This is a genomic window from Exiguobacterium sp. s26, from assembly GCF_018618235.1.
GTDB classification, from domain to species: domain Bacteria; phylum Bacillota; class Bacilli; order Exiguobacteriales; family Exiguobacteriaceae; genus Exiguobacterium; species Exiguobacterium chiriqhucha.
Window position 1 is genome coordinate 103,273 of sequence record NZ_JACSLS010000003.1, and the last position, 24,631, is coordinate 127,903.

The following is a 24,631-nucleotide window of genomic DNA, read 5'->3' on the forward strand; positions in this document are numbered from 1 at the left end:
TGTAGACGCTGTCGAGAAAAGAAAGCCTCCGCTACAATTTTGCCACAATATCGATTAGAATGATGGGGGAGGTGTTCTGGATGAACATAGTAAGAATCACATCGGGCCTGGCCCAAGAGAACGGATACGTGCTCGAAAAAGAAGGCACGGTCCTCATCGTCGACCCGGGCACGGATGACCCGAAATTCTTCGAGGCAGTGGAACGATTCGGTGGCTTGAACGCCATTCTGTTGACACATGCCCACTTTGACCATATCGGGGGAATCGATGCCTTGCGTGACCGTTACAACGTCCCGGTCTACGTCCATGAAGCGGAACGGACGTGGCTGATGGACGACGAGAAGAACGGGGCGGCGAAGTTTCATCTGCCAAGTGCGGCGATGCGACCGGCCGAACGGATCTATCAAGGCAAGACGCTCGAAATCGGTGCGTTCTCCATCGAGTTGCATCACACGCCGGGTCATTCGCCGGGCAGCGTCACGCTTCACTTCCCGACCGAACGCATCGCCTTCTGTGGGGATTTGATTTTCAAACAGTCGGTCGGACGGACCGATTTGTACGGTGGTGACCAAGCGACGTTGCTTGGATCGATCGATCGCATGCGTCAGTTATTACCGGGTGAAACGGTGCTCTATTCAGGTCACGGGCCGAAGACGACGCTCGAGGCCGAGATTCGGACGAATCCGTTTTTCGACAGATAACTAAAAAAAGATTGTCTCACGAGGAGACAATCTTTTTTTACATTTGGAAGTTACTCCAATACGTGAAGACGACGAAGAAGACAGTCAAATAAGCGCCGAACACGTATACATACGTTTTTTCAGTGAGTTTCAAGTAGCCTAGTGCGACGAAGAAAATAGTTTGAGCTAAAAAGACAAGACCCATTACGACGAAGTCACCACTATGTTCGCTACTGCTTTGATCTCCACCGAGTGCGCCTACGAAAGCAAGCGCCGCGATCAACCCAGTCCAAAAGCCTAGGACACGGAACATTCTCGCCATGTTAATCCCCCCATACGTGCATTATTCCATTCTCATTCACTATTTTACCAACACATTCAGAAAAATGCTATGAAAACGTGTGAATTGAGCAAAATAATCGTGAAAAATATGTGAAATAAAAACGTTGGACAAGGTTGTACAAAAAAATAAAAAACTTGTACAAACTATGTACAAAACGGGTATAAGGTTGTATAATCAACTTACACACATCGAACGAATCGTTCCACACAATATGAGGAGGTATTGAAATGGCAAATGAATTGATGTTCTACACGTACCCGAGCTGTACTTCATGCCGTAAGACGAAAGCGTTTTTACAGGAGCAGCACCTTGAGGTTAGCGAGCGCCATATCTTCCGCAACGCCCCGACCGTGGACGAATTGAAGACGCTATTGGCACTGAGCGAAAACGGAGTCGACTCGCTTCTCGCAACGAGAAGTCAGGCGTTCAAGCAATTAGACATTGACGTCGAAGATTTAAAGCTGAGCGAGTTGCTCAAGTTGATGAGCGAAAATCCGAAACTATTGAAACGCCCGATTTTGACGGATGGCAACGAAGTCATTGTCGGTTATGACAAGGCGACAATCGAGGCGTATGCCCGCCGTTTCGAATCGACAACTGCAAACGTTTCATGACGCAAGTCCACTTTCCAACGAGTGGGCTTTTTTTTATGCTCATGTTGAGGTGGCGGAGATGATGCGAATAATTGAGCGAGTGATTGATGCGGCACGTACGTTGCAGGCAAGTGATGTCCATTTCATGCCGTTAGGGGACGAGGTGATGATTCAAGTACGGCATGGGGCACACTTGCAACGATTGGAGATGATGACACATACAGACTATGAACGATTGACCTTGCATATGAAGTATTGGTGCTCGTTGACGGAAACAGATCATCGCGTGCCCCAGTCCGGTATGTACGCCGGGTCAGTTGAGGCAATCCGGGTCACTTTCCTACCATCGTTCGACCGAACGCTCATGTCGTGGCGGCTTCCGAACGCCTCGTTCCATTTAGCGGAGTTGTTAGATGACAAGGACGTCCATCGGTTCAACGAATGGTCGACGTTGCGGCAAGGTCTGCTCTTAATCGGGGGCGCGACCGGGGCGGGGAAGACGACCGTCCTATATGCGTTCTTACAAAGTTTGGCCGGTCGACGCATCGTCACGATTGAGAACCCTCCGGAGAAGCAAGTGCCGGGCGTGATTCAACTCGAAGTCAATCCGAAAGCGGGACTCGACCATCGCACGTTGCTGAAAGAGACGCTCCGGGCCGATCCGGATGTGATTGTCATCGGAGAGATCAGGACGAGTGAGGAGTTGAGGGTGGCGCATGATGCGGCACTCAGCGGTCATATGACGATTGCGACGTTCCATACGGCGAGTGTGACAGATGGCGAACGGCGACTCGAACAGCTCACGGGGAAGATGGAAGTCGCACGGCATTGGTGCATCCTGCACCGGGAAGACGAGGTGAGCTGTACGTGGTCCGAGACCAATTGAGCAGGGAGTTGGCCATCATTCGCCGCTTCCTCAGACTCCAGTCACGTGGAGTCGGGTTGAAGAAGACGTTCGAGACGCTCGAACTGCATGAACGTGGAAAAATGAAACTAGTCATCCGTGAGATGCGGAATCAACTTGAGCAAGGACGCTCGCTCGCCAACGTGTTCGAGGGACTCGTCACCGACCCGAGGATGCGAGAGATGCTCGTCACAGCCGAACGGGGTCATCATTTTTTGGAAGGGCTTGAGCAAGTGCTCGTCTTATCGACGATGCGCCGCAATCTACGGCAAGAACTCAGCCAGTTGGCACGGTACCCGCTCGTGATTTTGACGATGCTGCTCGGGCTCGGTGCGATTTACGCCCTGTATATCTTCCCAAAGCTGTTGACGATGGTAGAGGTCGATACGCTCGATGGGCTGAACGCGATTCTTCTGTCGCGATGGTTTTTCCCAGGTCTGTTCGTCGGATTGCTCGTGACTGGGGCCGGCCTCTATTGGAACGGCCGACGCGGCCGACTCGTGCCGCTACGTGTCGTCGAGAGAGGTAGACGCCTGTACGTGACGTACTTGTTCGTCAGTGAGTTAGCCTTGTTGAGTGAAGGACAGGGTTCGGTCCGTCACATCATCGAGCGGCTGTCACGAGGAGACGGTGAGGTGGCGAGCATCGCGAGACGGATGCATGAGCGCATGTCGGCCGGGTGCGAACTCGAGGCGGCGGCGCGGCAAGAGCGTTTGCTCGAGCATGAAGTCGTCAGTCTGTTCGGCGTCGGGACGGTGAGCGGGGAGCTCGGATCAATCATGATGATTCATCGGGATCTCGTGTTCGAAGAGATGGAGCTGTATTGGAAGCAGCTGATCGCCAAGGCCGAACCGATGTTATACGGATTTTTAACGGTGATGGTCACGATGATCTTTTATACGATTTATTTGCCGGTCAAACTAATCATGTCTCAACTATGACAAGGAGGAATCTGATTATGACACGCTTCAAATCAGAACAAGGATTCACGCTCGTCGAAATGGCCGCCGTCTTGCTAATTATCTCGGTGTTGCTCTTGCTCCTCGTCCCGTCGATGTCAGACGGGAAGTCACGAGCGGACAGCGTCAGTTGCGAGGGCAGTGTGCGCATCGTCGAGTCCGAAATCAATTTGTATTACGCGGAACATAAAGCGTACCCTGAGACGTTAGTGGCGATCGACCGTGCCACGACTGAGAGTCCGCTCGAATACAGTTGTCAGTCGTTCGTGTACACGTATGCGCCGACGACCGGTACGTTGACGAAACAGTGAGGCGAGACGGCTATACGTTAATCGAGACGGCGGCCGTCCTCGTCATTTTGGCACTCCTGCTCCTCATGGCGACCCCGGTCGTCCGGTCGATGGACCGGTTGGCATTATTCGATTTCACGGAGGCGCTCGTGAGTGACATCGCCGAAGTGGGACAAGCGCCCTACGTCGCCGCCGACGGCTCGTGTGTGCCGCGTTTACGTTGGTATCTCAAAGAACGGCGCTACCAAATCGCTTGCGGGACGACACCAATCGTGTCCCGCGTGGTGCCGGAAGGGGTCGATCTGAGTTTGCCGACCAATAGTGAAATCGTCTTTTCACGCACGGCAGCGACGTATGCGGGACAGTGGAAGTTCTATTCAGGAACGACGATGGTGACGTTGAAATTCAGGATGGGGACGTACGAGCCGGAGGTGTTGCGCGTTGAAGGGAAATGAGCAAGGAGTCACGTTTTGGGAGATTTGCCTCAGTCTGGCGCTCTTACTGGCTTGGGTCGGTGTCGTTGCCCCATTCATCGAGGCGGCGACGGAACGGGTCGAGCGCCTCGAGACGACCGTCCGTAAGTATGAACGGCTCCAAGGGGAGGTGCTGCGCGATGCCGCGAACCCGAGCGGACGCCAAACAATCTGTGACGGCGACCTTTGCCTGCCGACGCTTTGATTCGGGCTTCACCTTGCTCGAAGTGAGTCTCACGATGTTGATCATCCCGCTCTTCATCGGGCTGATGGTCCACTTCCTCGTCCTCGGACAAGCATTTTATGAACAACCTCGGGCGAAAGTTCAGACGACGCCGCAACTGATGGTGCGGAAACTGTTCGAGAGCCGCGATTGTGACGTCGTGTCGGGCCGTCTCGTCGGTACGCACGTGCGCCCGGACGGGACGACATGGACGTGGACGCTCAAACAAATCGACCGGAACTTGGTCATGGTCGGAGACGGGGGAGGGAATTTGCTATTTTTAAGAGGAATCGAGGCGTACCGGGTCGAACCGGTAGGGGAAGGTTTTCGAATTCAATGGAACGATGCGACCGGGCCGCGCGAGAAGAACGTGATGTGCATGCGCGCGGATACTTTGTGATGTCGACGTTAATCGTATTGACGTGGTTACTCGGCGGGGCGATGTTTTGGTATACTGATATCGAACGAAGCACTGAACAATTGGCGCTCGATGCCTTGGCGATTCGCTTCGAGGCTCACGTGATGGTGGCGGAGCGGACGTGCGGGTCGACCGCGGTCGCGTTGACGAGACCGACCGGCACAATCCAATGCCGTCCGCTCGGCACTGGGACGATTGAGGTCGACGTACGCCTTCAGACCGGTGAACGACATAAAGAGGTGATTTATTTCGATGACTAAACCGTTTTACATCATTGGATTTATGGGTACAGGTAAATCAAGCTTAAAACAATATCTTGCAAAATCGAATCACGTCATCGATTTGGACGAGTTGTTTGAAACACATACCGGTATGGACATCCCGGCATATTTCGATCGTTACGGCGAAGCAGCGTTTCGGCTCCAAGAGAGTCGACTGTTACAAAATGCGCGCGCTGACTATATCGTGACGGGCGGAGGGATTGTTGAACGGGAAGCGAATATGGAATGGATGCGAGAGCAAGGTGTCATCATCACGCTCGACTTGCCGTTTGAAGCTTGTTGGGAACGGATTAAAGACTCGGACCGTCCACTCGTTCGTAACGGAAAAGCGGCCGTTCATGCATTGTACGAACGTCGTCGACCGCTCTATGCGCGCGCAAATCACGTGCTTGACGCTTCGCTCTGCACAGAGGCCATCGCGCATACATTGAATCAGTTGAAGGAGGTAGAAGGATGATTTGGATTAATCTTGGGATTATCGTACTCGCACTTGTCGGGCTCGGCTTGTATGGCTTCTTATTGTACCGTAATAAAATGAAGGCAGACCTTCGTCGCGTGAAGCGCTTGACGGAACGGTTCCAAATCCGTGCCGACGTCATCCAAGGGCTCGTCAATGAGATTAAACAACACGTGGATACGGTCAATGCATCGGTGAAACAGATGAAAGCCTATTCGGTGAAAGTGAAGGACGAGACGATGGAGCTGAAACAAGCGACCGTCGGCTTGACGAAAGAAATTAAACGGACCGCTGGAATCGAACGCCCAGACGTTTCCACTGAGACTAAAATATGAAATAATGAGGATGAAAACGTTTTCGTTTTCCATCCTCTTTATTTTTGCCCATTTTGGCTAGGCAGAGCCGCAAAAAATTGATAAAGTGGAATAGAAAACGAAATATTTCACGAAATACATTATTTACGTTCGGGATTGGGGGATAATATGGAGAAAGTATCGTTAAAACGTACGCCTTTATATGATTTGATTTCCGTAAAGGCGAAGATGGTGGATTTTGCGGGGTTTGAGATGCCGATCATGTTCTCATCGATTAAAGAAGAGCATCAAGCGGTTCGCAACAACGTCGGGATGTTCGATGTGTCACACATGGGGGAGATTCGCATCGAAGGACCGGATGCGCTCGAGAACGTGCAACGTCTTGTCACGAACGATGTGTCAAAATTACAGATCGGTCAGGCGCAGTATAATCTGTTCTGTTTACCGAATGGCGGTGTCGTCGACGACCTGCTCGTCTATCGACTTGATGAAGATGCATTTTGGCTCGTCGTCAACGCCTCGAATATCGAAAAAGATGTGGCGCACGTCCGTGAATATGTCACAGGGGACGTCACAGTGACGGATGAGTCGAACGCCTATGGTCAAATCGCCATCCAAGGACCGATGGCTGAACAAGTGCTCGGCCGTTTGACGGATTTGCCGCTGGCCGACATCAAGTTTTTCCGGTTCATGACCGGCGACGTGGCCGGCGTGTCGACCATCGTTTCACGCAGTGGCTATACGGGGGAGGACGGGTTTGAATTGTATGCCCGCGCCGAAGACGTAGCCGCAATTTGGTCAGCGTTAGAAGCTGAAGGCGTCACGCCATGCGGGCTCGGCTCGCGTGACACGCTCCGATTTGAAGCGTGCCTCCCGCTCTATGGGCACGAGCTCGATGAGACGGTCACTCCGTTCGAGGCGAACTTGAACTTTGCCGTCAAACTCGATACTGAGTTCATCGGTAAGGACGCCCTCGTGAAGCAAAAAGAAGACATCCCGCGCCGATTGATCGGCTTGCGTCTGCTCGGGCGTGGTATCGCGCGTCAAGGCGCGACGGTCGAAGTTGACGGAGAGACGATTGGTGTTGTCACGACTGGTACGATGCCGCCGACGGTGAACGAATCAATTGCCTGGGCGCGCGTCGATCGCCGTTTCGCGGAGGCGACACACTTTATCGTTGAAGTTCGGGGTAAAAAAATAGAAGCCGAACGTGTACCGACACCGTTTTATAAACGTAAATGAAACAGGGGGATTCAGCATGAATAGAATGGAGTTTCGTTATTTACCGATGACAGAGCAAGATGAGCGTGACATGTTGCAGACGATTGGCGTAGAGTCGATTGAAAACCTACTCGAGGATATTCCAGCATCGCTCCGGGAGACGGCTTCTTTAGCGGCCATCGGTGCGCCGCTTCCGGAAGTTGACCTCGTTCGTCATATGACGAAGCTGGCTGAGAAAAACATGCACACGAAATCGACTCCGAGTTTCCTCGGGGCCGGGATGTACGATCACCTCTCTCCGAGCGTCATGAACCATATGCTTCTCCGTTCCGAGTTCTATACTGCTTATACGCCATATCAACCTGAAATCTCGCAAGGTGAACTCCAAGCGATGTTCGAGTTCCAAACGATGATTTGCGAATTGACGGGGATGGACGTGGCCAACTCGTCAATGTATGACGGAATCACTGCCCTCGCTGAAGCAACGTATCTGGCGAGTGCCCATACGAAGAAAAAACGTGTCGTCGTATCAGGAGCGGTCCATCCGGAAGCGAAGGATGTCATCCGAACATACGCCGGTGGGCCAGGGCTCACGGTCGAATATACGGACGTGAGTGCGGGAGTGACCGATATATCTGACATCGATTTGACGGACGCCTCGTGTCTCGTCGTCCAATATCCGAACTTCTTCGGTCGTGTCGAGGACTTGTCAGCCCTCGCGAAAGCAGCGCACGACGCCGGCGCCTTGTTCGTCGTGTCGAGCAATCCGCTCGCGCTCGGTATTCTGGAATCACCGGGTGCGCTCGGTGCCGACATCACAGTCGGTGACGCCCAACCGTTCGGAATCCCGCAAAGCTTCGGCGGTCCTTCATGTGGATACTTCGCCGTCAAACAAGCACTCATGCGCAAACTTCCAGGCCGCCTCGTCGGTCAAACGGTCGATGAGGATGGGAAGCGCGGTTTCGTCTTGACGCTTCAGGCCCGTGAACAACACATCCGTCGTGACAAAGCGACGTCAAACATCTGCTCGAACCAGGCGCTCAATGCGCTCGCGGCATCAATCACGATGTCTGCCCTCGGGAAGTACGGGATTCGTGACATGGCCGTCCGTAACATTCAAACGGCCCATTACATGAAAGAAGCACTCAAGACTGCCGGATACACGGTAATCGATGAAGGGCCGATGTTCAATGAGTTCGTCGTCGACTTCGGAGTCGATGCGGAAGATGTGTCGCGTCATCTGCTCGAGGCCGGCATCATCGGCGGCTTGCCACTCGGCTCGTATGAGACAGAACGGCAGACGCAAATGTTGCTCTGCGCGACGGAGCTTCGGACGAAAGAAGAAATCGATCAATTTGTTGAAGTGGTTGGGGGGATGAAGTGATGCAACACGAACAAACATTAATTTTCGAAGTGTCACGTGCAGGACGAACGGGCTATAACTTGCCGACACCGACCGTGCCGGAAGTCGATTTGGACACGCTCTTACCGGCTTCGATGATCCGTCAAGAAGCGGCCGAGCTTCCGGAAGTATCGGAACTTGATGTCGTCCGCCATTATACGTCGCTGTCGACACGCAACCACGGTGTCGATTCCGGCTTCTATCCGCTCGGCTCGTGCACGATGAAATATAACCCGAAAGTGAATGAAGATATGGCCCGCCTCCCTGGCTTCGCCCATATCCACCCGTTGCAGCCGGTCGAGTCAATTCAAGGGGCGCTCGAGCTCATGGTCGACCTGCAAGAACAACTTGCCGAAATCACCGGCATGGATGAAGTGACGCTTCAACCGGCAGCCGGGGCCCATGGAGAATGGACCGGTCTTATGCTCATCAAGGCGTTCCACCATCACAACGGTGATATGGAGCGGACAAAAGTACTCGTGCCGGATTCGGCACACGGAACGAACCCGGCCTCGGCCGTCGTCGCCGGTTTCGAGACGGTGACCGTCAAATCAGATGAGCGTGGGCTCGTCGATTTGGAAGACTTGAAGTCAAAAGTCGGGGCCGATACGGCAGCGCTCATGCTAACGAACCCGAATACACTCGGTTTGTTCGAGGCCGACATTTTGGAGATTGCCAAAGTCGTCCACGAGGCCGGCGGCAAACTTTATTACGACGGAGCCAACTCGAATGCGATTTTAGGCATCGCCCGTCCTGGGGATATGGGCTTCGACGTCGTCCACTTGAACTTGCATAAGACGTTCACGGGCCCGCACGGTGGTGGCGGTCCAGGATCTGGACCGGTCGGAGTGAAGCGCGATTTGATTCCGTACTTGCCGACGCCGATTGCGCGCCGTGCCGAAACGGGCTTCACGCTCGATTATGATCGCCCGCAATCGATTGGCCGCATCAAACCGTTCTATGGCAACTTCGGGATTAACGTCCGTGCCTACAGCTACATCAAGACGATGGGCGCGGAAGGGTTGACGCGCGTCTCACGCGAAGCGGTATTGAACGCCAACTATATGTTCGCCCGCTTGAAAGATGCGTTTGATGTGCCGTACGATACGTTCTGCAAGCATGAGTTCGTCTTGTCTGGAAAACGTCAAAAAGCGCTCGGCGTGCGTACGCTCGATATCGCCAAACGATTGCTCGATTTCGGCTACCATCCGCCGACGATTTACTTCCCGCTCAACGTCGAGGAGTGCATCATGGTCGAACCGACGGAGACGGAATCGAAAGAGACGCTCGACGCATTCTGCGACGCGATGCTCCAAATCGTCAAAGAGGCAGAAGAGAATCCGGAAATCGTTCAAACGGCCCCGCATACGACGGTCGTCAAACGACTCGACGAGACGCTCGCTGCTCGCAAGCCGGTGCTCAAATACGAACGACGCCAACCGTCGTCCATCAATTGAAACCGAACCCGTTCGCTATAAGCGAGCGGGTTTTTTGGCGCAAAAAAACGTCCATCTCCGCTAGAAGGAGTGGACGTAGTGAGCGGGTCAGTCTTTTTTGACTTTCCCTTTCCAGTTTTTGAAGCCGCCGTCGAGCATGTAGATGTCCGTATAACCATTTTTCATGAGCAGCTTGGCCGCTTGGTTCGTACGTGACTTGCCTTGGCAATACATGAGGATTGGTTGATCTTTGCGAAGTTCTTTCATGCGCAGTTTCATTTGTCCGACCGGGATGTTACGGGCGCCGACGATGTGGCCTCCCTTGTACTCGTTCGGTTCACGGACGTCGATCAATTGACCTTTACGGAGCGATGCACGGAACTCTTCTTGCTTCATTTTCTTCAAACCGCGAGCCGGCAAGAAACGCCAGACGATGTATGCGATGAGCGCAGCCCATAGGATGATGACGAGGATAGTTTCGATTCCCATTGATGTTCTCCCTTTCTCTATTAAGTTTCACCAACATCCATTATAAAGAATTTAAGGTCATGAGACAATGATTGACTGATGGATTTCCCCGTTCTGCTTTCGGTTTCTAAATGGTTGCGTTAAAATAGAGATTGCAGAACGGAACATAAGGGGAGGCTATGCCCATGCCGACACCGAGTATGGAAGATTACTTAGAACGAATTTATTTGCTGATGGTGGAGAAAGGATACGCTCGCGTATCCGATATCGCCGAACATTTAGGGGTGCATCCCTCCTCTGTCACGAAAATGGTGCAAAAGCTCGACCGGGAAGATTATTTGATTTATGAGAAATATAGAGGTCTCATGCTGACGAACAAAGGCCAAAAAATCGGGAAACGGCTTGTCGAACGGCATGCGATGCTCGAGTCATTCCTACGCTTGATTGGCGTCGACGAAGCTCACGTCTATGAGGATGTCGAAGGTATTGAACACCACTTAAGCTCAAATACGCTCGACTGTATGACCCAATTCGTCGAATTTTTCGAAGACAAACCGGAACTGATGGCACAGTTTCGTGCGTTTCAAGACGTGAACCGCTCTGAAGACGAGTGAATGTAAACGACCGCGACCGATGAATCGAATCGGAAGCGGTCGTTTTTACATAAATCTAACCTAAACCCGAACGATGACTTCATATTTTTTAAGTAAAGTCTATTTTTAAGCCGTTTTTATGATAGAATGGGTGCTGGTAAGAAAGATAAGGGGGTGACGGCGAACAATCGCCGACATTATGGATATTCAAATCAAAGGGAAACTGTTTGACGAAGCGCAGATTAAACAACGTGTGGCGGAACTCGCCCAACAAATCGAACGCGATGCGGCAGGGACACCGATCGTCCTCGTGGCCGTCTTGAAAGGGTCGCTCGTCTTCGCAGCCGACTTGATGCGCGAGATGACGGGCAGTGTCCAACTCGACACGGTCGCGACGTCGTCATACGGGAAGAAATCGGTCTCGAGTGGGAACGTCCAACTCCGTAAAGATTTAGATCTCGATGTCGAAGGAAAGTACGTCGTCATCATCGAGGACATCATCGATACGGGACAGACGCTCAAATTTTTATGCCAGCACATGACGTTACATCAACCGGGAGAATTGAAGATTTGTACACTTCTCGATAAACCGGCCCGCCGGCTCGTCACGTTGGATGCGGACTATGTCGGTTTCGAGATTCCAGATGAATTCGTCATCGGGTATGGCATCGATTATGCCGAACAGTACCGCAATCTGCCGTACATCGGCTTCGTCGAGACAGAATGAAAAACGAACCAGGCCGGATATGGCCTGGTTCGTTTTCACATATTGGCTTTCTTTTTCTTCTTGCCTTTCTTGCCTTCGATGACGGTCAAGTGAGGGGCGTCACTGCGATGGGCCGAGCGGGTCGGACGCTTCGACAGTTTCGTCACGTTCGAACTGGGCTTCACTTTCTTCTTGGCCGCAGTGGACGGCTTGACTTTCGGATTCGCACCTGGGCGTTGCATCCGTTTTTTCGAGGCTTGAGCGGTCTTCCGGTAACGCATATCCTCAGCCGAGATTTTCGGCGCCATGAACACTCGATAAATCACATAGAAAATCAACCCGAAAATCCCGATGAAGAGCAACTGTCTGAACAATCGACCAGGGTCGGTCGCGAGCATATGTCCGACACCGATGAAGCCTAAGATGAACACGATCGTGGCTGCGGTCGAGCCGATTCTTTGTCTGATCATGGTGCTTTCCTCCTCTTTATCCCTCTCTTTGCACGGCCGGTTGACCTAGTTCTGAACGTTCCCATGTCTCGAACGCCTCGATGGCGACACGGATTTGTTCGTCATTCGGTTCGCGCGTCGTCAACAATTGTAAAGACAACCCAGGCTTGCCGAGAACGGACAAGAAGCGATGTTCACGGAAGCGGTTTGTGAATTGGAGCACCTCGAACGAGATGCCGATGACCACTGGCAACAAAGCGATGCGGCTGACGAGTCGGACCCAGAGGGGGTCGATCGGGACGATCATGTAAACGCCGATGCCGACGAAAACGGTGAATAGGATGAAACTCGATCCACAGCGATAGTGGAGGCGTGAGCTTGCCCGAACGTTATCGACGGTAATCGGTCGTCCGGACTCATAACAGTTGATCACCTTGTGCTCGGCCCCGTGATATTGGAACACGCGCCGGATGAGTGGCGTCAAGGAAATCAAATAAAGGTAACTGAGCAACAATACTAATTTTATTCCCCCTTCGAGGAGGTTTTGAATCACATGACCGGACAATGCGGGCACGCTTTGGAACATGGCGGCGAGAAGGGCCGGGGTGACGTTGAAAATCAGCTTCCCGAACACGTATGAGATGACGCCGACGATGGCGATCATGACGACCATCAAGATGTTCTGTTTTTTCTCTTCTGGTTTCGTTGCCTCGTCCTCACTCGGGTCGACGTCATAACGATCGCTTGCGAACGTCATATGGGCCGAACCATTTTTGAGTGATTCGTATAGCGCGACCACACCACGCAGGAATGGGATTTTTTTTAACGATTGGACCCACGGGACGAGAATGCGGGGCTGCTGGAACGTCTCGATAGACCCGTCTTTCCGTCGAATCGCCGAAGCGCTTTCGGCGCGTCCTTGAAACATGACGCCTTCCACGAGCGCCTGGCCACCGACGGGAATCATTGGTTTAGTTTTCATGTCATTTCCTCGATTCCTACAGTTATATAGTTGAATTATACCGTGATTCACGTAAAAAACGAAACCTCACGAACGTCGATTGTCGCACGAACCGTTAAATTTGTTACAATAGAGGCGACTTGACGAACAGGGGGGAAGACTTGTGCATATACTCGTCTTAAATGGACCGAATTTGAATCTGCTCGGGAAGCGGGAACCGGACGTATACGGGGACGTCTCGTTGAAGGGATTGACGGCGGAGCTATTGCTCGCCGCCCCGGAGGATGTTCAGTTGACGTTCGTCCAATCCAACCATGAAGGCGAACTGATCGACGCGCTCCATGAAGCGTACGATTATGCGGGGGTCATCTTTAATGCGGGGGCGTACACGCATACGTCGATTGCGCTCCGTGATGCCATCGCCGCCATCAAAGCCCCGGTCGTCGAAGTACATATCTCGAACGTGCATGCACGGGAGTCGTTTCGTCATGAGTCGAAACTTGCCGCCGTTTGTCTCGGTGTCATCAGCGGTTTCGGCCTGACGAGCTATACGCTCGCGTTGCAGGCATTGCTCGTACATTGGAGGAATCGACATGATTGAACGGGTCAACAAACTGCAAGGTCAGCTAGAAGCGAACGGCATCGACGGATTGCTCGTGACGAAACGGGAAAACATCCGCTACTTATCTGGTTTCACCGGGTCGAGCGGTGTCCTCGTAATCACGGCGCAGTCGGCGAGCTTCATCACGGATTTCCGCTACACGGAACAAGCCGCTAGCCAAGTAAAAGGCTTCGACATCATCGAGCATAAGACGTCGCTCATCAAGTCGGTGGCGGAAGTCGTGACAGAGCAAGCGGTGAAGCGCCTCGGCATCGAACAAGATGACATGACGGTCGGCCAGTTCCGGACGTATGAAAAAGAAGTCGCAGCCGAGCTCGTCGAGACGTCAGGTATCGTCGAAAAGCTACGCTTGATTAAGGATGAGTCAGAGATTAAGATAATGAAGGAAGCCGCGGCGATTGCGGACGCGGCGTTTGCGCACATCCAGACGTTCATCCGTCCAGGGCGGACTGAAAAAGAAGTCGCGAATGAACTGGAAATGTTCATGCGGGCCCAAGGTGCGGACTCATCTTCGTTCGATATGATCGTTGCGTCAGGGCATCGTTCGGCATTGCCGCACGGTGTGGCCAGCGACAAGGTCATCGAGGCGGGAGAACTCGTGACGCTCGATTTCGGTGCCTACTATCAAGGATACTGCTCGGATATCACACGTACGCTCGCTATCGGGGACATCTCGGACGAGTTGCGCACGATTTACGATACGGTGCTCCGGGCTCAACTCGCAGGTGTCGAGGGCACGAAAGCTGGCATCACGGGAATCGAGGCGGACGCATTGACGCGTGACGTGATTAAAGACGCGGGCTACGGTGAGTACTTCGGACATTCGACAGGCCACGGTCTCGGCATGGAAGTGCATGAGGCACCAGGCTTGTCATTCCGTTCGGAGACGGTGCTCGAGCCGGGGATGGTCGTCACGATTGAACCGGGTATCTATATCGCCGGGATCGGCGGTTGCCGCATCGAGGATGATGTGGTCGTCACGGAGACGGGCAACATCCGTCTCACGCAGTCGCCAAAAGAGTTAATTACGATTGAGGCTTGAGTCTCAGCTCATTTTAGGAGGAAATCAACATGGTATCAGTAAACGATTTAAAAACAGGCTTAACGGTCAAGACGTCTGACGGTTCGATTTGGCAAGTCATCGAATTCCAACACGTCAAGCCAGGTAAAGGCGCGGCCTTCGTCCGCACGAAAATGCGTAACTTACGCACAGGCGCGATTCAAGAGACGACGTTCCGTGGTGGCGAGCGCATCGAACGTGCGCACATCGAACGGAAACGCATGCAGTACCTCTATCCGATGGGCGATACGTACGTGTTCATGGACACAGAGTCGTATGAACAGCTCGAATTGACGGGCGAGCAAGTGAAAGCGGCGCTCCCGTACATGCTCGAGAACATGGAAGTAAGTATCGCTGACTACGACGGTGAGATTCTCGGAATCGAGCTTCCGACGACGGTCGTCTTAACGATTGTCGAAGCCGATCCAGGCGTCAAAGGCGACACGGCATCGAACGTGAAGAAAAACGCGACGGTCGAAACGGGCCACATCATTCAAGTGCCGCTCTTCATCGAGCCAGGCGAAAAAGTAACGGTCGACACGCGCACAGGCGAGTTCACGGGCCGCTATAACGGGTAAACCAAGGGTGTCCATTCTTCGGAATGGGCCCTTTTTTTGTCGTTGCATTCACTGGTCTGACCAGTTATAGTAGAGTAGAGATTAGTACCAGGTATAAACAGGGGGTTATTTCATGCAAATCGAACACATTAAAGAGCTGATCACATTACTCGATCAGACGTCCGTTCACGAGATGGAACTCGAGACGCCGGAGTTTAAACTTTCATTGAAAAAAGAAGCGGCCCCGCAATTCGCCGCTACTCATACACCGATCGTGCACGCGGCCCCGGTCGCAGCACCTGTGCCAGTCGTCGAGACAGAACAAGAGGCGGCACCAACACCTGCGCCGAGCAACTTGCGCACGATCACGTCACCGATGGTCGGGACGTTCTATTCGCGTCCGGCACCGGACAAAGACGCTTACGTTCAAGTCGGCGACCGCGTCGAAGCCGGACAGGTCGTCTGTATTTTAGAAGCGATGAAATTGTTCAATGATGTCGAGACGGAAATCAGCGGGGAGATCGTCGAGATCCTCGTCGCAGATGGCGATTTAGTCGAATACGGCCAAGCGCTCTTCAGCGTGAAGTGAGGTATGTATGAAACTACTCATTGCTAACCGTGGAGAGATTGCGGTCCGCATCATCCGGGCCGCGAAAGAGTTGAATATCCCGACGGTCGCCGTCTTCTCGGAAGCGGACCGTGAGGCGCTGCACGTCCGTCTTGCCGATGAGGCATACTGCATCGGACCGAACCCGTCGAAAGACTCATATTTGAATATCCCTAACATCTTGTCGGTCGCTTGCGCGGTCGATGCGACGATGATTCATCCAGGTTATGGATTCTTAGCCGAGAACGCCGAGTTCGCCGAAATGAGCGAGGCGTGCGGCATCCAGTTCGTCGGACCGAGTAGCTATGCGATTCGGAAGATGGGCATCAAGGACGAGGCGAAACGAACGATGATCGAATCGGGCGTTCCGGTCGTCCCGGGGTCGAGTGGTGTCGTCACCGACGAGGAAGCAATCGAACTCGCCCGCGAGATTGGATATCCGGTCATCATCAAGGCGACGGCCGGAGGCGGAGGACGTGGAATCCGTGTCGCCTTCGACGAGTCTGAGCTCGTGAAAGGGCTCACCGACACACGTAAAGAAGCGAAGCAGGCGTTCGGCAACGGCGACGTCTATTTGGAGAAATACATTGAGTCGTTCCGCCACGTCGAGGTGCAAGTGCTCGCCGATCAATACGGCAACGTCATCCACCTCGGGGAGCGGGACTGTACGATTCAGCGCCGGATGCAGAAGTTGGTCGAAGAAGCGCCGTCTCCGGCAATCGATGAGACGACCCGTCAAGCGATGGGCGACGCAGCCGTGAAAGCGGCCAAAGCGATTCAGTATTCGGGTGCGGGTACAATCGAGTTCATTTACGTACCGGAAGTGAACGAGTTTTACTTCATGGAGATGAACACGCGAATCCAAGTCGAACACCCGGTCACCGAAATGATCACCGGCTTCGACCTCGTCCAAGCACAACTCGAAGTCGCGCTTGGACATCCGCTTGCCATCAGCCAGGCGGACATCAAATTTAGTGGTCACTCGATCGAATGTCGCATCAATGCGGAAGATCCGTTTGCAGATTTCCGTCCGATGGCCGGGAAAATCGATCAGTATATCGTTCCTGGCGGCATGGGCGTCCGGGTCGACAGCGGTCTCTATGCCGGTGCCGTCATCCCGCCGTTCTATGATTCGATGGTGGCGAAGCTGATCGTCCATGCCCCGACTCGGGAAGAGGCGATCGCGAAGATGCTTCGCGCCCTCGACGAGTTCACCGTATCGGGCATCCACACGACGATCCCGTTCCATCAACAAGTCATGGCCCATGAACGTTTTCGAACAGGGGCGTTCGACACGAAATTTGTCGAAAAAGAAATGACGCTCACGAAATGACCTTGACCAGGAAGCCCGAACATTATTTGGGCTTCCTGGTTTTTTGTACTGAATTTATGGAGGCTTTATGCTAAACTATCACAATGAAAGCATGCAAAAGGAGAGTATCTGAATGAAACGTCATGAAGCACGGGAAAAAGCGATTCAAACGCTTTTTCAAATCGAAGTATCAAAACTTGAGGTAGACGAGGCCATCGAATTTGCCCTCGATGGCATGGAGTCGGATCCATTCTACGAACAACTCGTCGTTGAGACGTTAGAAAAGAAAGATGAGATTGACGAATTGCTCATCGAAAACTTGAAAAACTGGAGACTCGATCGTCTTGGAAATGTCGAGCGGACGATTCTTCGCATGGCGACGTACGAGTTACTCTACGTCGAGACGATTCCGGACAAAGTGACGATCAACGAGGCGGTCGAACTCGCCAAATCATTCGCCGATGAAGAAGCGGCCAAGCTCGTCAACGGCGTGCTCGGTAACATCATCAAAGCGTAAGCGAAGACAAGCATTACGGTCTGTTAAACAAATAGAGAAGACACCACACCAACTACAGAGAAACCTAAGACAACGGGGGATGAGAGAGATGGCAGTAGTGATCGACGGGAAACAAATCGCAGCATCATATCGGGAGACGTTAAAGGAACGGGTCAGTGCGCTGCGCGCACGCGGCATCGTACCGAAACTGAAAGTCATTTTAATCGGGGATGATCCGGCGAGCCACAGCTACGTCAGGGGGAAAGAACGGGCAGCGGCTGACATCGGCATCGATTCGCAAGTGATTCGCTTCGATGACACGATTTCAGAACGTGAAGTGCTCGAACTGATTGATTCGATGAACGCGGACGACGAGTTGCACGGTATTCTCGTGCAGTTGCCGTTGCCGAAGCATATCGATGAGAATCGCGTCATTATGCGCATCTCACCGGACAAAGACGTGGATGGGTTCCATCCGACGAACGTCGGGAAGATGATGCTCGGTCTCGAGACGCTATTGCCATGTACACCGCACGGGATTCTGCACCTCGTCAAGACGCAGACCGACTTGGTCGGCAAGCACGTCGTCGTCGTCGGTCGCAGCCAAATCGTCGGGAAACCGGTCGGGATGCTGTTCTTGAACGAATCCGCGACCGTGACCTACTGCCATTCGAAGACGAATGATCTCGGGGCGATGACACGGCAGGCCGATATTTTGATTGTCGCCGTCGGTCGGGCCGGTCTCGTCACAGCTGACATGGTCAAACCTGGGGCGATCGTCATCGATGTCGGTGTCAACCGCGTCGACAGTCGTCTCGTCGGGGATGTCGACTTTGCAGGTGTCCGTGATGTCGCGAGCGCCATCACCCCTGTTCCGGGTGGTGTCGGCCCGATGACGATTACGATGCTCATGCACAACACGGTCGAGGTCGCCTCTCGTGGCTAATCCGATTCAAGTTTCCGAAGTCGTCCGCTACGTGAAGCGACAGCTCGACGATGACCCGATTCTGCAACAACTTGCCGTCATCGGCGAGATTTCGAACTTCAAACGGTACGCCTCCGGGCACTGTTATTTCACCCTCAAAGACGAATCGTCGCGGATGAAGGCGGTCATGTTCTCTCGTGACGCCCGGACGCTCAACTTCGAACCGAAAGACGGGATGAATGTGATCGTCGTCGCCCGCGTGACGATGTACGAGTCGACAGGCGACATCCAACTGTATGTCGAACTGATGCGACAGGACGGCATCGGGATGTTGTTCGAACGGTATGAGGCACGAAAACGTGAACTCGAGGCGAAGGGATGGTTCGCAGCGGAACGGAAACGTCCGCTGCCGGCCTTCCCGGAGCGAATCGGGATTATCACTTCGCCGAAAGGCGCGGCCCTCCACGATATCGCCACGACACTCAGACGACGTGCGCCGCACGTGGCCATCACGTTCGCGCCCGTCGCCGTCCAAGGCGATCAATCCGCCCCGCAAGTGGCGAGCGCGATTCGGTGGATGAACGAACGCACCGATTGCGACGTGTTAATCGTCGGCCGAGGTGGCGGGTCGATTGAAGAGTTATGGGCGTTCAACGAGGACGTCGTCGTCGAAGCGATTCACGAATCTAGGATTCCTGTCATCTCGGCCGTCGGGCACGAGACCGATTTCACGTTGGCTGACTTTGTCGCCGACGTGCGGGCCGCGACACCAACGGCGGCGGCAGAGCTCGCGACAGCGACGATCGAGGCGCAACGAAAAGACGTCGAACGGTTGACGGCCCAGTTGACCCGGTCCGTCACGAATCAGATGTCCTCGATTCGGGAACGGCTCGGTCGGGCGACGAACAGTTACGGCTTAAAGTCGCCCCGCTTCACGCTCACACAAAAGCGGGAGCGGTTCGAACAAGCCGAGATTCGGCTCGAACAAGGTGTCACGAAACAAGTGACACATGCCAAACATCGCCTTGCCCAGTCCCGACAACAGCTCGATGTCCGAAAGCTGGCGCAGACGCTTCGTCGCAACGAGGAGACACACCGACAATTCGACGGTCGCCTCAAGCGCATCCGCCCACTCGAACGACCGACGGACCGCTTTGCAGCCCAAGTCGGTCGCTTGAACGCGGTCAGTCCTCTCGCCGTGCTCGCTCGAGGATATACGTTGATTGAGCAGGATGGGACGTACGTGAAAGATGTCAAACAACTACATGACGGCCTGGTGACAATCCGGTTTCGGGATGGCCAAGCCGTTGCGGAAGTGAAGGAGAGACATGATGGCGAAACAACAAGCAGAACAGACGTTTGAAGCGGCACTCGCCCGCCTCGAGGAAATCGTGACGCAACTCGAGACAGGAGAAGTCGCCCTTGAAGAAGCGATGACCCTCTATGAGGAAGGTGTCCGCTTGTCGGCACTCTGTCAGGCCAAACTGACGGCCGCGGAACAGAAGATGGACGAGATTCTCGAACTCGACGGGACGCTCCGTGAAAAGGGTGGCACCGTATGAGCGCGCAAGCCTATCTTCAAGAGTGGAAACAGGAAGTCGAGACGGCGACACGCCGTCTCATTGACGCGTCGTCGATGCCGGACCGTTTGTTCCAATCGATGACGTACTCACTCGAGGCAGGGGGGAAACGGATTCGTCCGGCTCTCCTTTATGCCGTCCTCGATACATACGGACGTCCGCGGGCGCTCGGTCATGAAGCGGCCGTCGCTCTCGAGATGGTCCACACGTACTCCCTCATCCACGACGACCTTCCGGCGATGGATGATGACGACGTAAGGCGTGGGCGTCCGACGAATCACCGTCAGTTCGATGAGGCGACCGCGATTCTCGCAGGCGACGCCCTATTGACGGACGCGTTTCGGATTCTGGCCCATGCGGAGCTCGAACCAGTGAAGAGCGTCGCGCTCATCGCCCGCTTCAGTGAAGCGGCCGGTAGCGCCGGCATGGTCGGTGGTCAGCTCGATGACATGCTCGCCGAAAAACGCGCCGGCGTGTCGCTGTCGACCTTGCAATCGATTCATGAGCGAAAGACGGGGGCACTGCTCGTATATGCCCTCGAAGCAGGCGCGATTTTGGCGGACGCCCCATTGGCGGACCGACAGGCGCTCGTTCGCTTCGGGAAACATCTCGGTGTCGCCTTCCAAATCCAAGACGATATTTTAGACGTCGAAGGAGACGAGGCGCTCATCGGGAAGCGGGTCGGTTCGGACGAAGGCAACGATAAAGCGACGTATCCGAAACTGCTCGGGCTCGATGGGGCGAAGCAAGCGCTCGAACGGGAAGTCACGGAAAGTGAGGCCGCATTGGCCGAACTATCGGTCGAGGCCCCCCGTTTACGAGAGCTTCTCGACTTCGTCGTGCAGCGCAATCATTAATCTCGGTGACACGATGAGCACATCGTGTCACCTTTGTTTTTGTGAATGTATAGCATCTATGGACACATTCTTGTAAAATGTAAGGTACGAATCAGTAATAAGACAGGAGAAAGGATGGTCATCATGGACTTGACATCCATTCAAGACCCGTCATTCTTAAAAAAGATGTCGGTACCCGAGTTAGAAGCACTCGGCGCGGACATCAGACGGTTTTTGATTGAAAAATTGGCTGAAACGGGAGGGCACTTGGGACCAAACCTAGGGGTTGTCGAATTGACGCTTGCCTTGCACCGTGTATTTGACAGTCCGAAAGACCAACTCGTATGGGATGTGGGGCATCAAGCCTACGTCCACAAAATCTTGACAGGACGAACGAGTCAGTTCGACACGCTCCGTCAATACAACGGCTTATGCGGATTCCCGAAGCGTTGTGAGAGTGATCATGACGTCTGGGAGACGGGGCACAGCTCGACGTCCTTATCGGCCGCGATGGGAATCGCCATCGCGAACGAATTAAAAGGGCGCTCGAACGACCGGGCCATCGCCATCATTGGGGACGGGGCGCTCACAGGGGGAATGGCGCTCGAAGCACTCAACCATATCGGTGCCGAGAAACAAAACGTCATCGTCATCTTGAACGACAATGAGATGTCAATCGCCCCGAACGTCGGTGCCTTGCACAACATGCTCGGCCGGATGCGCTCGTCTCGTAAACTGAAACACGCCCGCGAGGAAGTCGAGACGCTCATCAAACATATCCCGATCGTCGGCAACTCGCTCGAACGGAGCGGGGAACGTGTGAAGGATATGTTAAAATCAGCGCTCATCCCGGGGACGTTCTTCGAAGAGCTCGGATTCACGTACTTCGGACCGACAGACGGTCACGATTTACGCGACCTGCTTGAGACGCTCGAATATGCCAAGAAAATCGATGGACCGGTCATCGTCCACGTCATCACGAAAAAAGGCAAGGGCTATCGCCCGGCCGAACTCGATGGTGTCGGCACGTGGCACGGCCTCGGACCGTATAAAATCGAGTCGGGAGAAGTCATCAAAGGCAAGGTCAAAGGACCGAGCTATTCGAAGGTCGTCGCTGAGACGATTACGAAAGTCGCCGAGACGGACGAGCGCGTGACACTCATCACACCCGCGATGAGCGTCGGCTCGAAACTCGATTGCTTCAACAAGCAATTCCCGGAGCGGATGTTTGACGTCGGCATCGCCGAACAGCATGCGGTCACATTGGCCGGAGGACAGGCGACACAAGGCTTGAAGCCGGTCGTCTCGATTTATTCGACGTTCTTCCAACGCGCCTATGATCAGCTCGTGCACGACATTTGCCGTCAAAACTTGAACGTCGTCTTCACAATCGATCGTTCTGGTCTCGTCGGAGCGGACGGGGAGACGCACCAAGGGGTATTCGATATCGCCTTTATGCGTCATGTCCCGAACATTCGCATCTTGATGGCGAAAGACGAGGAAGAGTTGCAACATCTCGTCTATTCGGCGCTCAAGTACGACGATGGTCCGATTGCCGTCCGCTTCCCGCGTGGTGAAGGAATCGGCACACCGATGAGCGAGACGCTCCGCGAATTGCCGCTCGACGTCTGGGAGACGGTTGCAGACGGGACGGACGTCGCCATCTTGACGTTCGGTCCACAAGTGCAAGACGCGCTCGAAGTACGCGCACTGCTTGAAGGACAAGTGAGCGTCCGCGTCATCAACGCTCGGACGATTAAACCGCTCGACGATGTTATGCTCTCTGCTTTATATGCGGAAGGCATCCCGATCGTCACGTTAGAGGAAGCGGCGCTCGCCGGTGGCTTCGGTAGCAGCGTGCTCGAACATGCGAGCGATGCTGGGCAGTTCCCGCGTGTGCTCCGACTCGGCATTCCGGACCGCTATATCGAACACGGCGGCGTCAATCAGCTACTCGAAGAAATCGGGCTCCGTCCGACGCAAATCGCTGACTCGGTTCAGCAGTTCGTTCAAGTGACAAATCGACAGAATGTGTGAGGAACTATGGAAAAACGAAAGAAAACTAGATTAGATGTGCTCCTCGTCGACCGCGGCTTAGCGGAGACGAGAGAGAAGGCGAAGCGGTCTGTCATGGCCGGGCTCGTCTATAGCGGGACCGAACGCCTCGACAAGGCGGGCGACAAAGTGTTCGACGACATTCCGCTCGAAGTGAAAGGCCAAGTGTTGCCATACGTCGGGCGGGGCGGACTGAAGCTTGAAAAAGCGCTCCAAGTCTTCCCGTTCGATGTGGCTGGTAACATCGGCATCGATATCGGCTCATCGACAGGCGGTTTCACCGATTGTGCGCTCCAAAACGGGGCCACGCAAATGTATGCCGTCGACGTCGGCTATAACCAGTTGGCGTGGAAACTTCGGAGCGATGACCGTGTCGTCGTCATGGAGCGGATGAACTTCCGCCATGCGACCGCTGACCAGTTCCCGGTGACGCCGGATTTCGCGACGATCGATGTCTCGTTCATCTCACTTCGGCTCATGATTCCGCCGTTGAAGACGATTTTGAAGCCTAACGGCATCGTCATGGCGCTCGTCAAACCGCAATTTGAGGCAGGGAAGGCCGATGTCGGCAAAAAAGGCATCGTCCGGGACCGCGCCATCCATGAACGGGTCGTCGACGACATGGTCCGTTACTTCGCCTCGGAAGGATTCGAAGTGGCTGGACTCGACTTTTCCCCGATCACCGGTGGGGATGGGAATATCGAATTCTTATTGTTCGCCCGTTTTACAGGTGTCGGTAGTGTCGACCCAGCCATCGATGTGGACGCGGTCATCGACGCCGCCCACGCGCAATTGAAGAAGAACGCTTGAGCTGCAGACGAACCGTCTGCAGCTTTTTCATGTGGGAATGCGACCGACTGGGGAAATCATCCTGCGAATGCTAGACCTTTTTTCGACAATACTTTAGAATGATACTGAGTATGCGAAACAACAAATGAGGTGTCAGCGAGGATGAATAAAGGACAGCGTTTGATTAAAATTCGAGAAATCGTGACAAATCGTGAAATCGAGACGCAAGACGAGCTCGTCGACGAGTTGCATCGCTCTGGATATCCAGTGACACAGGCGACCGTGTCGCGGGACATCAAAGAGCTCCATCTCGTGAAAGTACCGCTCAACGACGGCCGCTATAAGTATAGTCTGCCGGCCGACCAGCGCTTTAACCCGTATGGGAAAATGAAACGGATTCTTGGCGACAGTTTCGTCTCGGTCGACTCGGCCCAAAACTTGGTCGTCATGAAAGTGTTGCCTGGCAACGCGGATGCGATCGGCGTGTTAATCGACCATTTGTCATGGGACGAATTGATTGGGACCGTATGTGGCGATGACACGATCTTGATGATCGCCCGGGACGAAGAGCAAGCGAAGCGAATCATCGAACGACTACTCGGAATGTTATGAGGTGAATTA

Annotated in this window: 33 protein-coding genes; 29 read left to right on the top strand and 4 right to left on the bottom strand. The window is 53.9% G+C overall.

Translation table 11 applies throughout. The features are described from left to right. The first annotated feature begins 80 nt into the window (after positions 1-80). The gene (locus KNP82_RS05250) at positions 81-701 is read left to right on the top strand and encodes an MBL fold metallo-hydrolase (RefSeq protein WP_131471263.1); all 621 of its coding nucleotides are present in this window, start codon (positions 81-83) and stop codon (positions 699-701) included. 37 nt (positions 702-738) lie between these two features. Here KNP82_RS05250 and KNP82_RS05255 read toward each other — a convergent pair whose 3' ends face one another. Beyond that, positions 739-1,002 carry a DUF2626 domain-containing protein gene (locus tag KNP82_RS05255; protein WP_021067727.1) on the bottom strand — a complete coding sequence of 88 codons (264 nt, stop codon included), beginning with the start codon at positions 1,000-1,002 and terminating at the stop codon, positions 739-741. 248 nt (positions 1,003-1,250) lie between these two features. Between KNP82_RS05255 and KNP82_RS05260 the strand changes: the two genes are divergently transcribed. From KNP82_RS05260 to gcvPB, 13 genes are all read left to right on the top strand, one after another. Continuing rightward, positions 1,251-1,637, top strand: coding sequence for a Spx/MgsR family RNA polymerase-binding regulatory protein (locus KNP82_RS05260; protein WP_021067726.1), 387 nt, complete (start codon positions 1,251-1,253; stop codon positions 1,635-1,637). Between the two features lie 58 nt (positions 1,638-1,695). Then, positions 1,696-2,502 carry an ATPase, T2SS/T4P/T4SS family gene (locus KNP82_RS05265; RefSeq protein WP_131471262.1) on the top strand — a complete coding sequence of 269 codons (807 nt, stop codon included), beginning with the start codon at positions 1,696-1,698 and terminating at the stop codon, positions 2,500-2,502. After that, on the top strand, positions 2,484-3,461 hold the full coding sequence (locus tag KNP82_RS05270) for a type II secretion system F family protein (protein ID WP_131471261.1): 978 nt from the start codon (positions 2,484-2,486) through the stop codon (positions 3,459-3,461). The genes KNP82_RS05265 and KNP82_RS05270 overlap by 19 nt, the downstream gene beginning before the upstream one ends. A gap of 17 nt (positions 3,462-3,478) precedes the next feature. Beyond that, positions 3,479-3,790 (top strand): prepilin-type N-terminal cleavage/methylation domain-containing protein, encoded by a 312-nt coding sequence (locus KNP82_RS05275; protein ID WP_131471260.1) that lies wholly within the window; start codon positions 3,479-3,481, stop codon positions 3,788-3,790. Next, positions 3,787-4,224: a prepilin-type N-terminal cleavage/methylation domain-containing protein gene (locus KNP82_RS05280; protein ID WP_131471259.1), complete on the top strand. Its 438-nt coding sequence runs from the start codon at positions 3,787-3,789 to the stop codon at positions 4,222-4,224. The genes KNP82_RS05275 and KNP82_RS05280 overlap by 4 nt, the downstream gene beginning before the upstream one ends. After that, complete coding sequence (locus tag KNP82_RS05285; RefSeq protein WP_131471258.1) at positions 4,211-4,447, top strand: hypothetical protein; 237 nt, start codon at positions 4,211-4,213, stop codon at positions 4,445-4,447. The genes KNP82_RS05280 and KNP82_RS05285 overlap by 14 nt, the downstream gene beginning before the upstream one ends. Then, positions 4,383-4,865 (top strand): prepilin-type N-terminal cleavage/methylation domain-containing protein, encoded by a 483-nt coding sequence (locus tag KNP82_RS05290; protein WP_165569415.1) that lies wholly within the window; start codon positions 4,383-4,385, stop codon positions 4,863-4,865. The genes KNP82_RS05285 and KNP82_RS05290 overlap by 65 nt, the downstream gene beginning before the upstream one ends. Next, the gene (locus KNP82_RS05295) at positions 4,865-5,143 is read left to right on the top strand and encodes a hypothetical protein (protein WP_021067719.1); all 279 of its coding nucleotides are present in this window, start codon (positions 4,865-4,867) and stop codon (positions 5,141-5,143) included. The genes KNP82_RS05290 and KNP82_RS05295 overlap by 1 nt, the downstream gene beginning before the upstream one ends. After that, entirely contained in the window at positions 5,136-5,621 is a 486-nt protein-coding gene (locus KNP82_RS05300; protein WP_236355692.1) for a shikimate kinase, read from the top strand. Before KNP82_RS05295 ends, KNP82_RS05300 begins: the two co-directional genes overlap by 8 nt. Next, positions 5,618-5,956 (top strand): hypothetical protein, encoded by a 339-nt coding sequence (locus tag KNP82_RS05305; protein ID WP_021067717.1) that lies wholly within the window; start codon positions 5,618-5,620, stop codon positions 5,954-5,956. The genes KNP82_RS05300 and KNP82_RS05305 overlap by 4 nt, the downstream gene beginning before the upstream one ends. A 147-nt stretch (positions 5,957-6,103) precedes the next feature. After that, on the top strand, positions 6,104-7,177 hold the full coding sequence (gcvT, locus tag KNP82_RS05310) for a glycine cleavage system aminomethyltransferase GcvT (RefSeq protein WP_058763896.1): 1,074 nt from the start codon (positions 6,104-6,106) through the stop codon (positions 7,175-7,177). Positions 7,178-7,202: 25 nt separating this feature from the next. Further along, entirely contained in the window at positions 7,203-8,540 is a 1,338-nt protein-coding gene (gene gcvPA, locus KNP82_RS05315) for an aminomethyl-transferring glycine dehydrogenase subunit GcvPA (RefSeq protein ID WP_131471328.1), read from the top strand. After that, the gene (gene gcvPB / locus KNP82_RS05320; RefSeq protein WP_021067714.1) at positions 8,540-10,015 is read left to right on the top strand and encodes an aminomethyl-transferring glycine dehydrogenase subunit GcvPB; all 1,476 of its coding nucleotides are present in this window, start codon (positions 8,540-8,542) and stop codon (positions 10,013-10,015) included. The genes gcvPA and gcvPB overlap by 1 nt, the downstream gene beginning before the upstream one ends. An 87-nt stretch (positions 10,016-10,102) precedes the next feature. Here the strand turns inward: gcvPB and KNP82_RS05325 are convergent, their stop codons facing one another. Beyond that, complete coding sequence (locus KNP82_RS05325) at positions 10,103-10,477, bottom strand: rhodanese-like domain-containing protein (RefSeq protein WP_081637957.1); 375 nt, start codon at positions 10,475-10,477, stop codon at positions 10,103-10,105. A gap of 170 nt (positions 10,478-10,647) precedes the next feature. On the opposite strand from KNP82_RS05325, the gene mntR reads away from it, so the two are divergent. After that, a complete protein-coding gene (mntR, locus tag KNP82_RS05330; RefSeq protein ID WP_029595266.1) occupies positions 10,648-11,076 on the top strand; it encodes a transcriptional regulator MntR in 429 nt (142 codons plus the stop codon). A gap of 178 nt (positions 11,077-11,254) precedes the next feature. Then, a complete protein-coding gene (hpt, locus tag KNP82_RS05335; protein ID WP_029595267.1) occupies positions 11,255-11,782 on the top strand; it encodes a hypoxanthine phosphoribosyltransferase in 528 nt (175 codons plus the stop codon). A 35-nt stretch (positions 11,783-11,817) separates the two neighbouring features. On the opposite strand, the gene KNP82_RS05340 is transcribed toward hpt, so the two are convergent. After that, positions 11,818-12,231, bottom strand: coding sequence for an SA1362 family protein (locus KNP82_RS05340; RefSeq protein ID WP_021067710.1), 414 nt, complete (start codon positions 12,229-12,231; stop codon positions 11,818-11,820). A gap of 16 nt (positions 12,232-12,247) precedes the next feature. Continuing rightward, positions 12,248-13,192: a DUF1385 domain-containing protein gene (locus KNP82_RS05345; protein ID WP_029595268.1), complete on the bottom strand. Its 945-nt coding sequence runs from the start codon at positions 13,190-13,192 to the stop codon at positions 12,248-12,250. Between the two features lie 142 nt (positions 13,193-13,334). On the opposite strand from KNP82_RS05345, the gene aroQ reads away from it, so the two are divergent. The 13 genes from aroQ to ahrC all read left to right on the top strand — a co-directional run bounded on the left by aroQ (position 13,335) and on the right by ahrC (position 24,622). After that, positions 13,335-13,772: a type II 3-dehydroquinate dehydratase gene (gene aroQ, locus KNP82_RS05350; protein ID WP_021067708.1), complete on the top strand. Its 438-nt coding sequence runs from the start codon at positions 13,335-13,337 to the stop codon at positions 13,770-13,772. Next, positions 13,768-14,835 (top strand): M24 family metallopeptidase, encoded by a 1,068-nt coding sequence (locus tag KNP82_RS05355; protein ID WP_031200299.1) that lies wholly within the window; start codon positions 13,768-13,770, stop codon positions 14,833-14,835. Before aroQ ends, KNP82_RS05355 begins: the two co-directional genes overlap by 5 nt. Before the next feature lie 29 nt (positions 14,836-14,864). After that, on the top strand, positions 14,865-15,431 hold the full coding sequence (efp, locus tag KNP82_RS05360) for an elongation factor P (RefSeq protein WP_021067706.1): 567 nt from the start codon (positions 14,865-14,867) through the stop codon (positions 15,429-15,431). Positions 15,432-15,543: 112 nt separating this feature from the next. Then, positions 15,544-15,999 carry an acetyl-CoA carboxylase biotin carboxyl carrier protein gene (gene accB / locus KNP82_RS05365; RefSeq protein ID WP_214714649.1) on the top strand — a complete coding sequence of 152 codons (456 nt, stop codon included), beginning with the start codon at positions 15,544-15,546 and terminating at the stop codon, positions 15,997-15,999. Positions 16,000-16,006: 7 nt separating this feature from the next. Continuing rightward, positions 16,007-17,350, top strand: a complete 1,344-nt coding sequence (gene accC, locus KNP82_RS05370; RefSeq protein ID WP_021067704.1) for an acetyl-CoA carboxylase biotin carboxylase subunit — start codon at positions 16,007-16,009, stop codon at positions 17,348-17,350. A gap of 112 nt (positions 17,351-17,462) precedes the next feature. Further along, complete coding sequence (gene nusB / locus KNP82_RS05375; protein WP_021067703.1) at positions 17,463-17,846, top strand: transcription antitermination factor NusB; 384 nt, start codon at positions 17,463-17,465, stop codon at positions 17,844-17,846. Positions 17,847-17,934: 88 nt separating this feature from the next. Then, positions 17,935-18,771 carry a bifunctional methylenetetrahydrofolate dehydrogenase/methenyltetrahydrofolate cyclohydrolase FolD gene (gene folD, locus KNP82_RS05380; protein ID WP_021067702.1) on the top strand — a complete coding sequence of 279 codons (837 nt, stop codon included), beginning with the start codon at positions 17,935-17,937 and terminating at the stop codon, positions 18,769-18,771. Further along, positions 18,764-20,113, top strand: coding sequence for an exodeoxyribonuclease VII large subunit (xseA, locus tag KNP82_RS05385; protein WP_058763891.1), 1,350 nt, complete (start codon positions 18,764-18,766; stop codon positions 20,111-20,113). The genes folD and xseA overlap by 8 nt, the downstream gene beginning before the upstream one ends. Then, entirely contained in the window at positions 20,082-20,312 is a 231-nt protein-coding gene (gene xseB, locus KNP82_RS05390; RefSeq protein ID WP_029595272.1) for an exodeoxyribonuclease VII small subunit, read from the top strand. The genes xseA and xseB overlap by 32 nt, the downstream gene beginning before the upstream one ends. Next, positions 20,309-21,187, top strand: a complete 879-nt coding sequence (locus KNP82_RS05395) for a polyprenyl synthetase family protein (protein ID WP_214714651.1) — start codon at positions 20,309-20,311, stop codon at positions 21,185-21,187. Before xseB ends, KNP82_RS05395 begins: the two co-directional genes overlap by 4 nt. A 123-nt stretch (positions 21,188-21,310) precedes the next feature. Then, positions 21,311-23,203, top strand: a complete 1,893-nt coding sequence (dxs, locus tag KNP82_RS05400; protein ID WP_214827268.1) for a 1-deoxy-D-xylulose-5-phosphate synthase — start codon at positions 21,311-21,313, stop codon at positions 23,201-23,203. Between the two features lie 6 nt (positions 23,204-23,209). After that, positions 23,210-24,031, top strand: coding sequence for a TlyA family RNA methyltransferase (locus KNP82_RS05405; RefSeq protein ID WP_029595275.1), 822 nt, complete (start codon positions 23,210-23,212; stop codon positions 24,029-24,031). 141 nt (positions 24,032-24,172) lie between these two features. Next, on the top strand, positions 24,173-24,622 hold the full coding sequence (gene ahrC, locus KNP82_RS05410; RefSeq protein WP_131471252.1) for a transcriptional regulator AhrC/ArgR: 450 nt from the start codon (positions 24,173-24,175) through the stop codon (positions 24,620-24,622). The last annotated feature ends 9 nt before the right edge of the window (positions 24,623-24,631 follow it).

What these genes read in the sequence shown, in the direction of transcription:
- KNP82_RS05250 (WP_131471263.1), top strand. Translation starts at nt 81, where the DNA reads ATGAACATAGTAAGAATCACATCGGGCCTGGCCCAAGAGAACGGATAC.
- KNP82_RS05255 (WP_021067727.1), bottom strand. Translation starts at nt 1,002, where the DNA reads ATGGCGAGAATGTTCCGTGTCCTAGGCTTTTGGACTGGGTTGATCGCG.
- KNP82_RS05260 (WP_021067726.1), top strand. Translation starts at nt 1,251, where the DNA reads ATGGCAAATGAATTGATGTTCTACACGTACCCGAGCTGTACTTCATGC.
- KNP82_RS05265 (WP_131471262.1), top strand. Translation starts at nt 1,696, where the DNA reads ATGATGCGAATAATTGAGCGAGTGATTGATGCGGCACGTACGTTGCAG.
- KNP82_RS05275 (WP_131471260.1), top strand. Translation starts at nt 3,479, where the DNA reads ATGACACGCTTCAAATCAGAACAAGGATTCACGCTCGTCGAAATGGCC.
- KNP82_RS05290 (WP_165569415.1), top strand. Translation starts at nt 4,383, where the DNA reads ATGCCGCGAACCCGAGCGGACGCCAAACAATCTGTGACGGCGACCTTT.
- KNP82_RS05295 (WP_021067719.1), top strand. Translation starts at nt 4,865, where the DNA reads ATGTCGACGTTAATCGTATTGACGTGGTTACTCGGCGGGGCGATGTTT.
- KNP82_RS05300 (WP_236355692.1), top strand. Translation starts at nt 5,136, where the DNA reads ATGACTAAACCGTTTTACATCATTGGATTTATGGGTACAGGTAAATCA.
- KNP82_RS05305 (WP_021067717.1), top strand. Translation starts at nt 5,618, where the DNA reads ATGATTTGGATTAATCTTGGGATTATCGTACTCGCACTTGTCGGGCTC.
- gcvT (WP_058763896.1), top strand. Translation starts at nt 6,104, where the DNA reads ATGGAGAAAGTATCGTTAAAACGTACGCCTTTATATGATTTGATTTCC.
- gcvPA (WP_131471328.1), top strand. Translation starts at nt 7,203, where the DNA reads ATGGAGTTTCGTTATTTACCGATGACAGAGCAAGATGAGCGTGACATG.
- gcvPB (WP_021067714.1), top strand. Translation starts at nt 8,540, where the DNA reads ATGCAACACGAACAAACATTAATTTTCGAAGTGTCACGTGCAGGACGA.
- mntR (WP_029595266.1), top strand. Translation starts at nt 10,648, where the DNA reads ATGCCGACACCGAGTATGGAAGATTACTTAGAACGAATTTATTTGCTG.
- hpt (WP_029595267.1), top strand. Translation starts at nt 11,255, where the DNA reads ATGGATATTCAAATCAAAGGGAAACTGTTTGACGAAGCGCAGATTAAA.
- KNP82_RS05340 (WP_021067710.1), bottom strand. Translation starts at nt 12,231, where the DNA reads ATGATCAGACAAAGAATCGGCTCGACCGCAGCCACGATCGTGTTCATC.
- KNP82_RS05345 (WP_029595268.1), bottom strand. Translation starts at nt 13,192, where the DNA reads ATGAAAACTAAACCAATGATTCCCGTCGGTGGCCAGGCGCTCGTGGAA.
- efp (WP_021067706.1), top strand. Translation starts at nt 14,865, where the DNA reads ATGGTATCAGTAAACGATTTAAAAACAGGCTTAACGGTCAAGACGTCT.
- accB (WP_214714649.1), top strand. Translation starts at nt 15,544, where the DNA reads ATGCAAATCGAACACATTAAAGAGCTGATCACATTACTCGATCAGACG.
- accC (WP_021067704.1), top strand. Translation starts at nt 16,007, where the DNA reads ATGAAACTACTCATTGCTAACCGTGGAGAGATTGCGGTCCGCATCATC.
- nusB (WP_021067703.1), top strand. Translation starts at nt 17,463, where the DNA reads ATGAAACGTCATGAAGCACGGGAAAAAGCGATTCAAACGCTTTTTCAA.
- folD (WP_021067702.1), top strand. Translation starts at nt 17,935, where the DNA reads ATGGCAGTAGTGATCGACGGGAAACAAATCGCAGCATCATATCGGGAG.
- xseB (WP_029595272.1), top strand. Translation starts at nt 20,082, where the DNA reads ATGGCGAAACAACAAGCAGAACAGACGTTTGAAGCGGCACTCGCCCGC.
- KNP82_RS05395 (WP_214714651.1), top strand. Translation starts at nt 20,309, where the DNA reads ATGAGCGCGCAAGCCTATCTTCAAGAGTGGAAACAGGAAGTCGAGACG.
- dxs (WP_214827268.1), top strand. Translation starts at nt 21,311, where the DNA reads ATGGACTTGACATCCATTCAAGACCCGTCATTCTTAAAAAAGATGTCG.
- KNP82_RS05405 (WP_029595275.1), top strand. Translation starts at nt 23,210, where the DNA reads ATGGAAAAACGAAAGAAAACTAGATTAGATGTGCTCCTCGTCGACCGC.
- ahrC (WP_131471252.1), top strand. Translation starts at nt 24,173, where the DNA reads ATGAATAAAGGACAGCGTTTGATTAAAATTCGAGAAATCGTGACAAAT.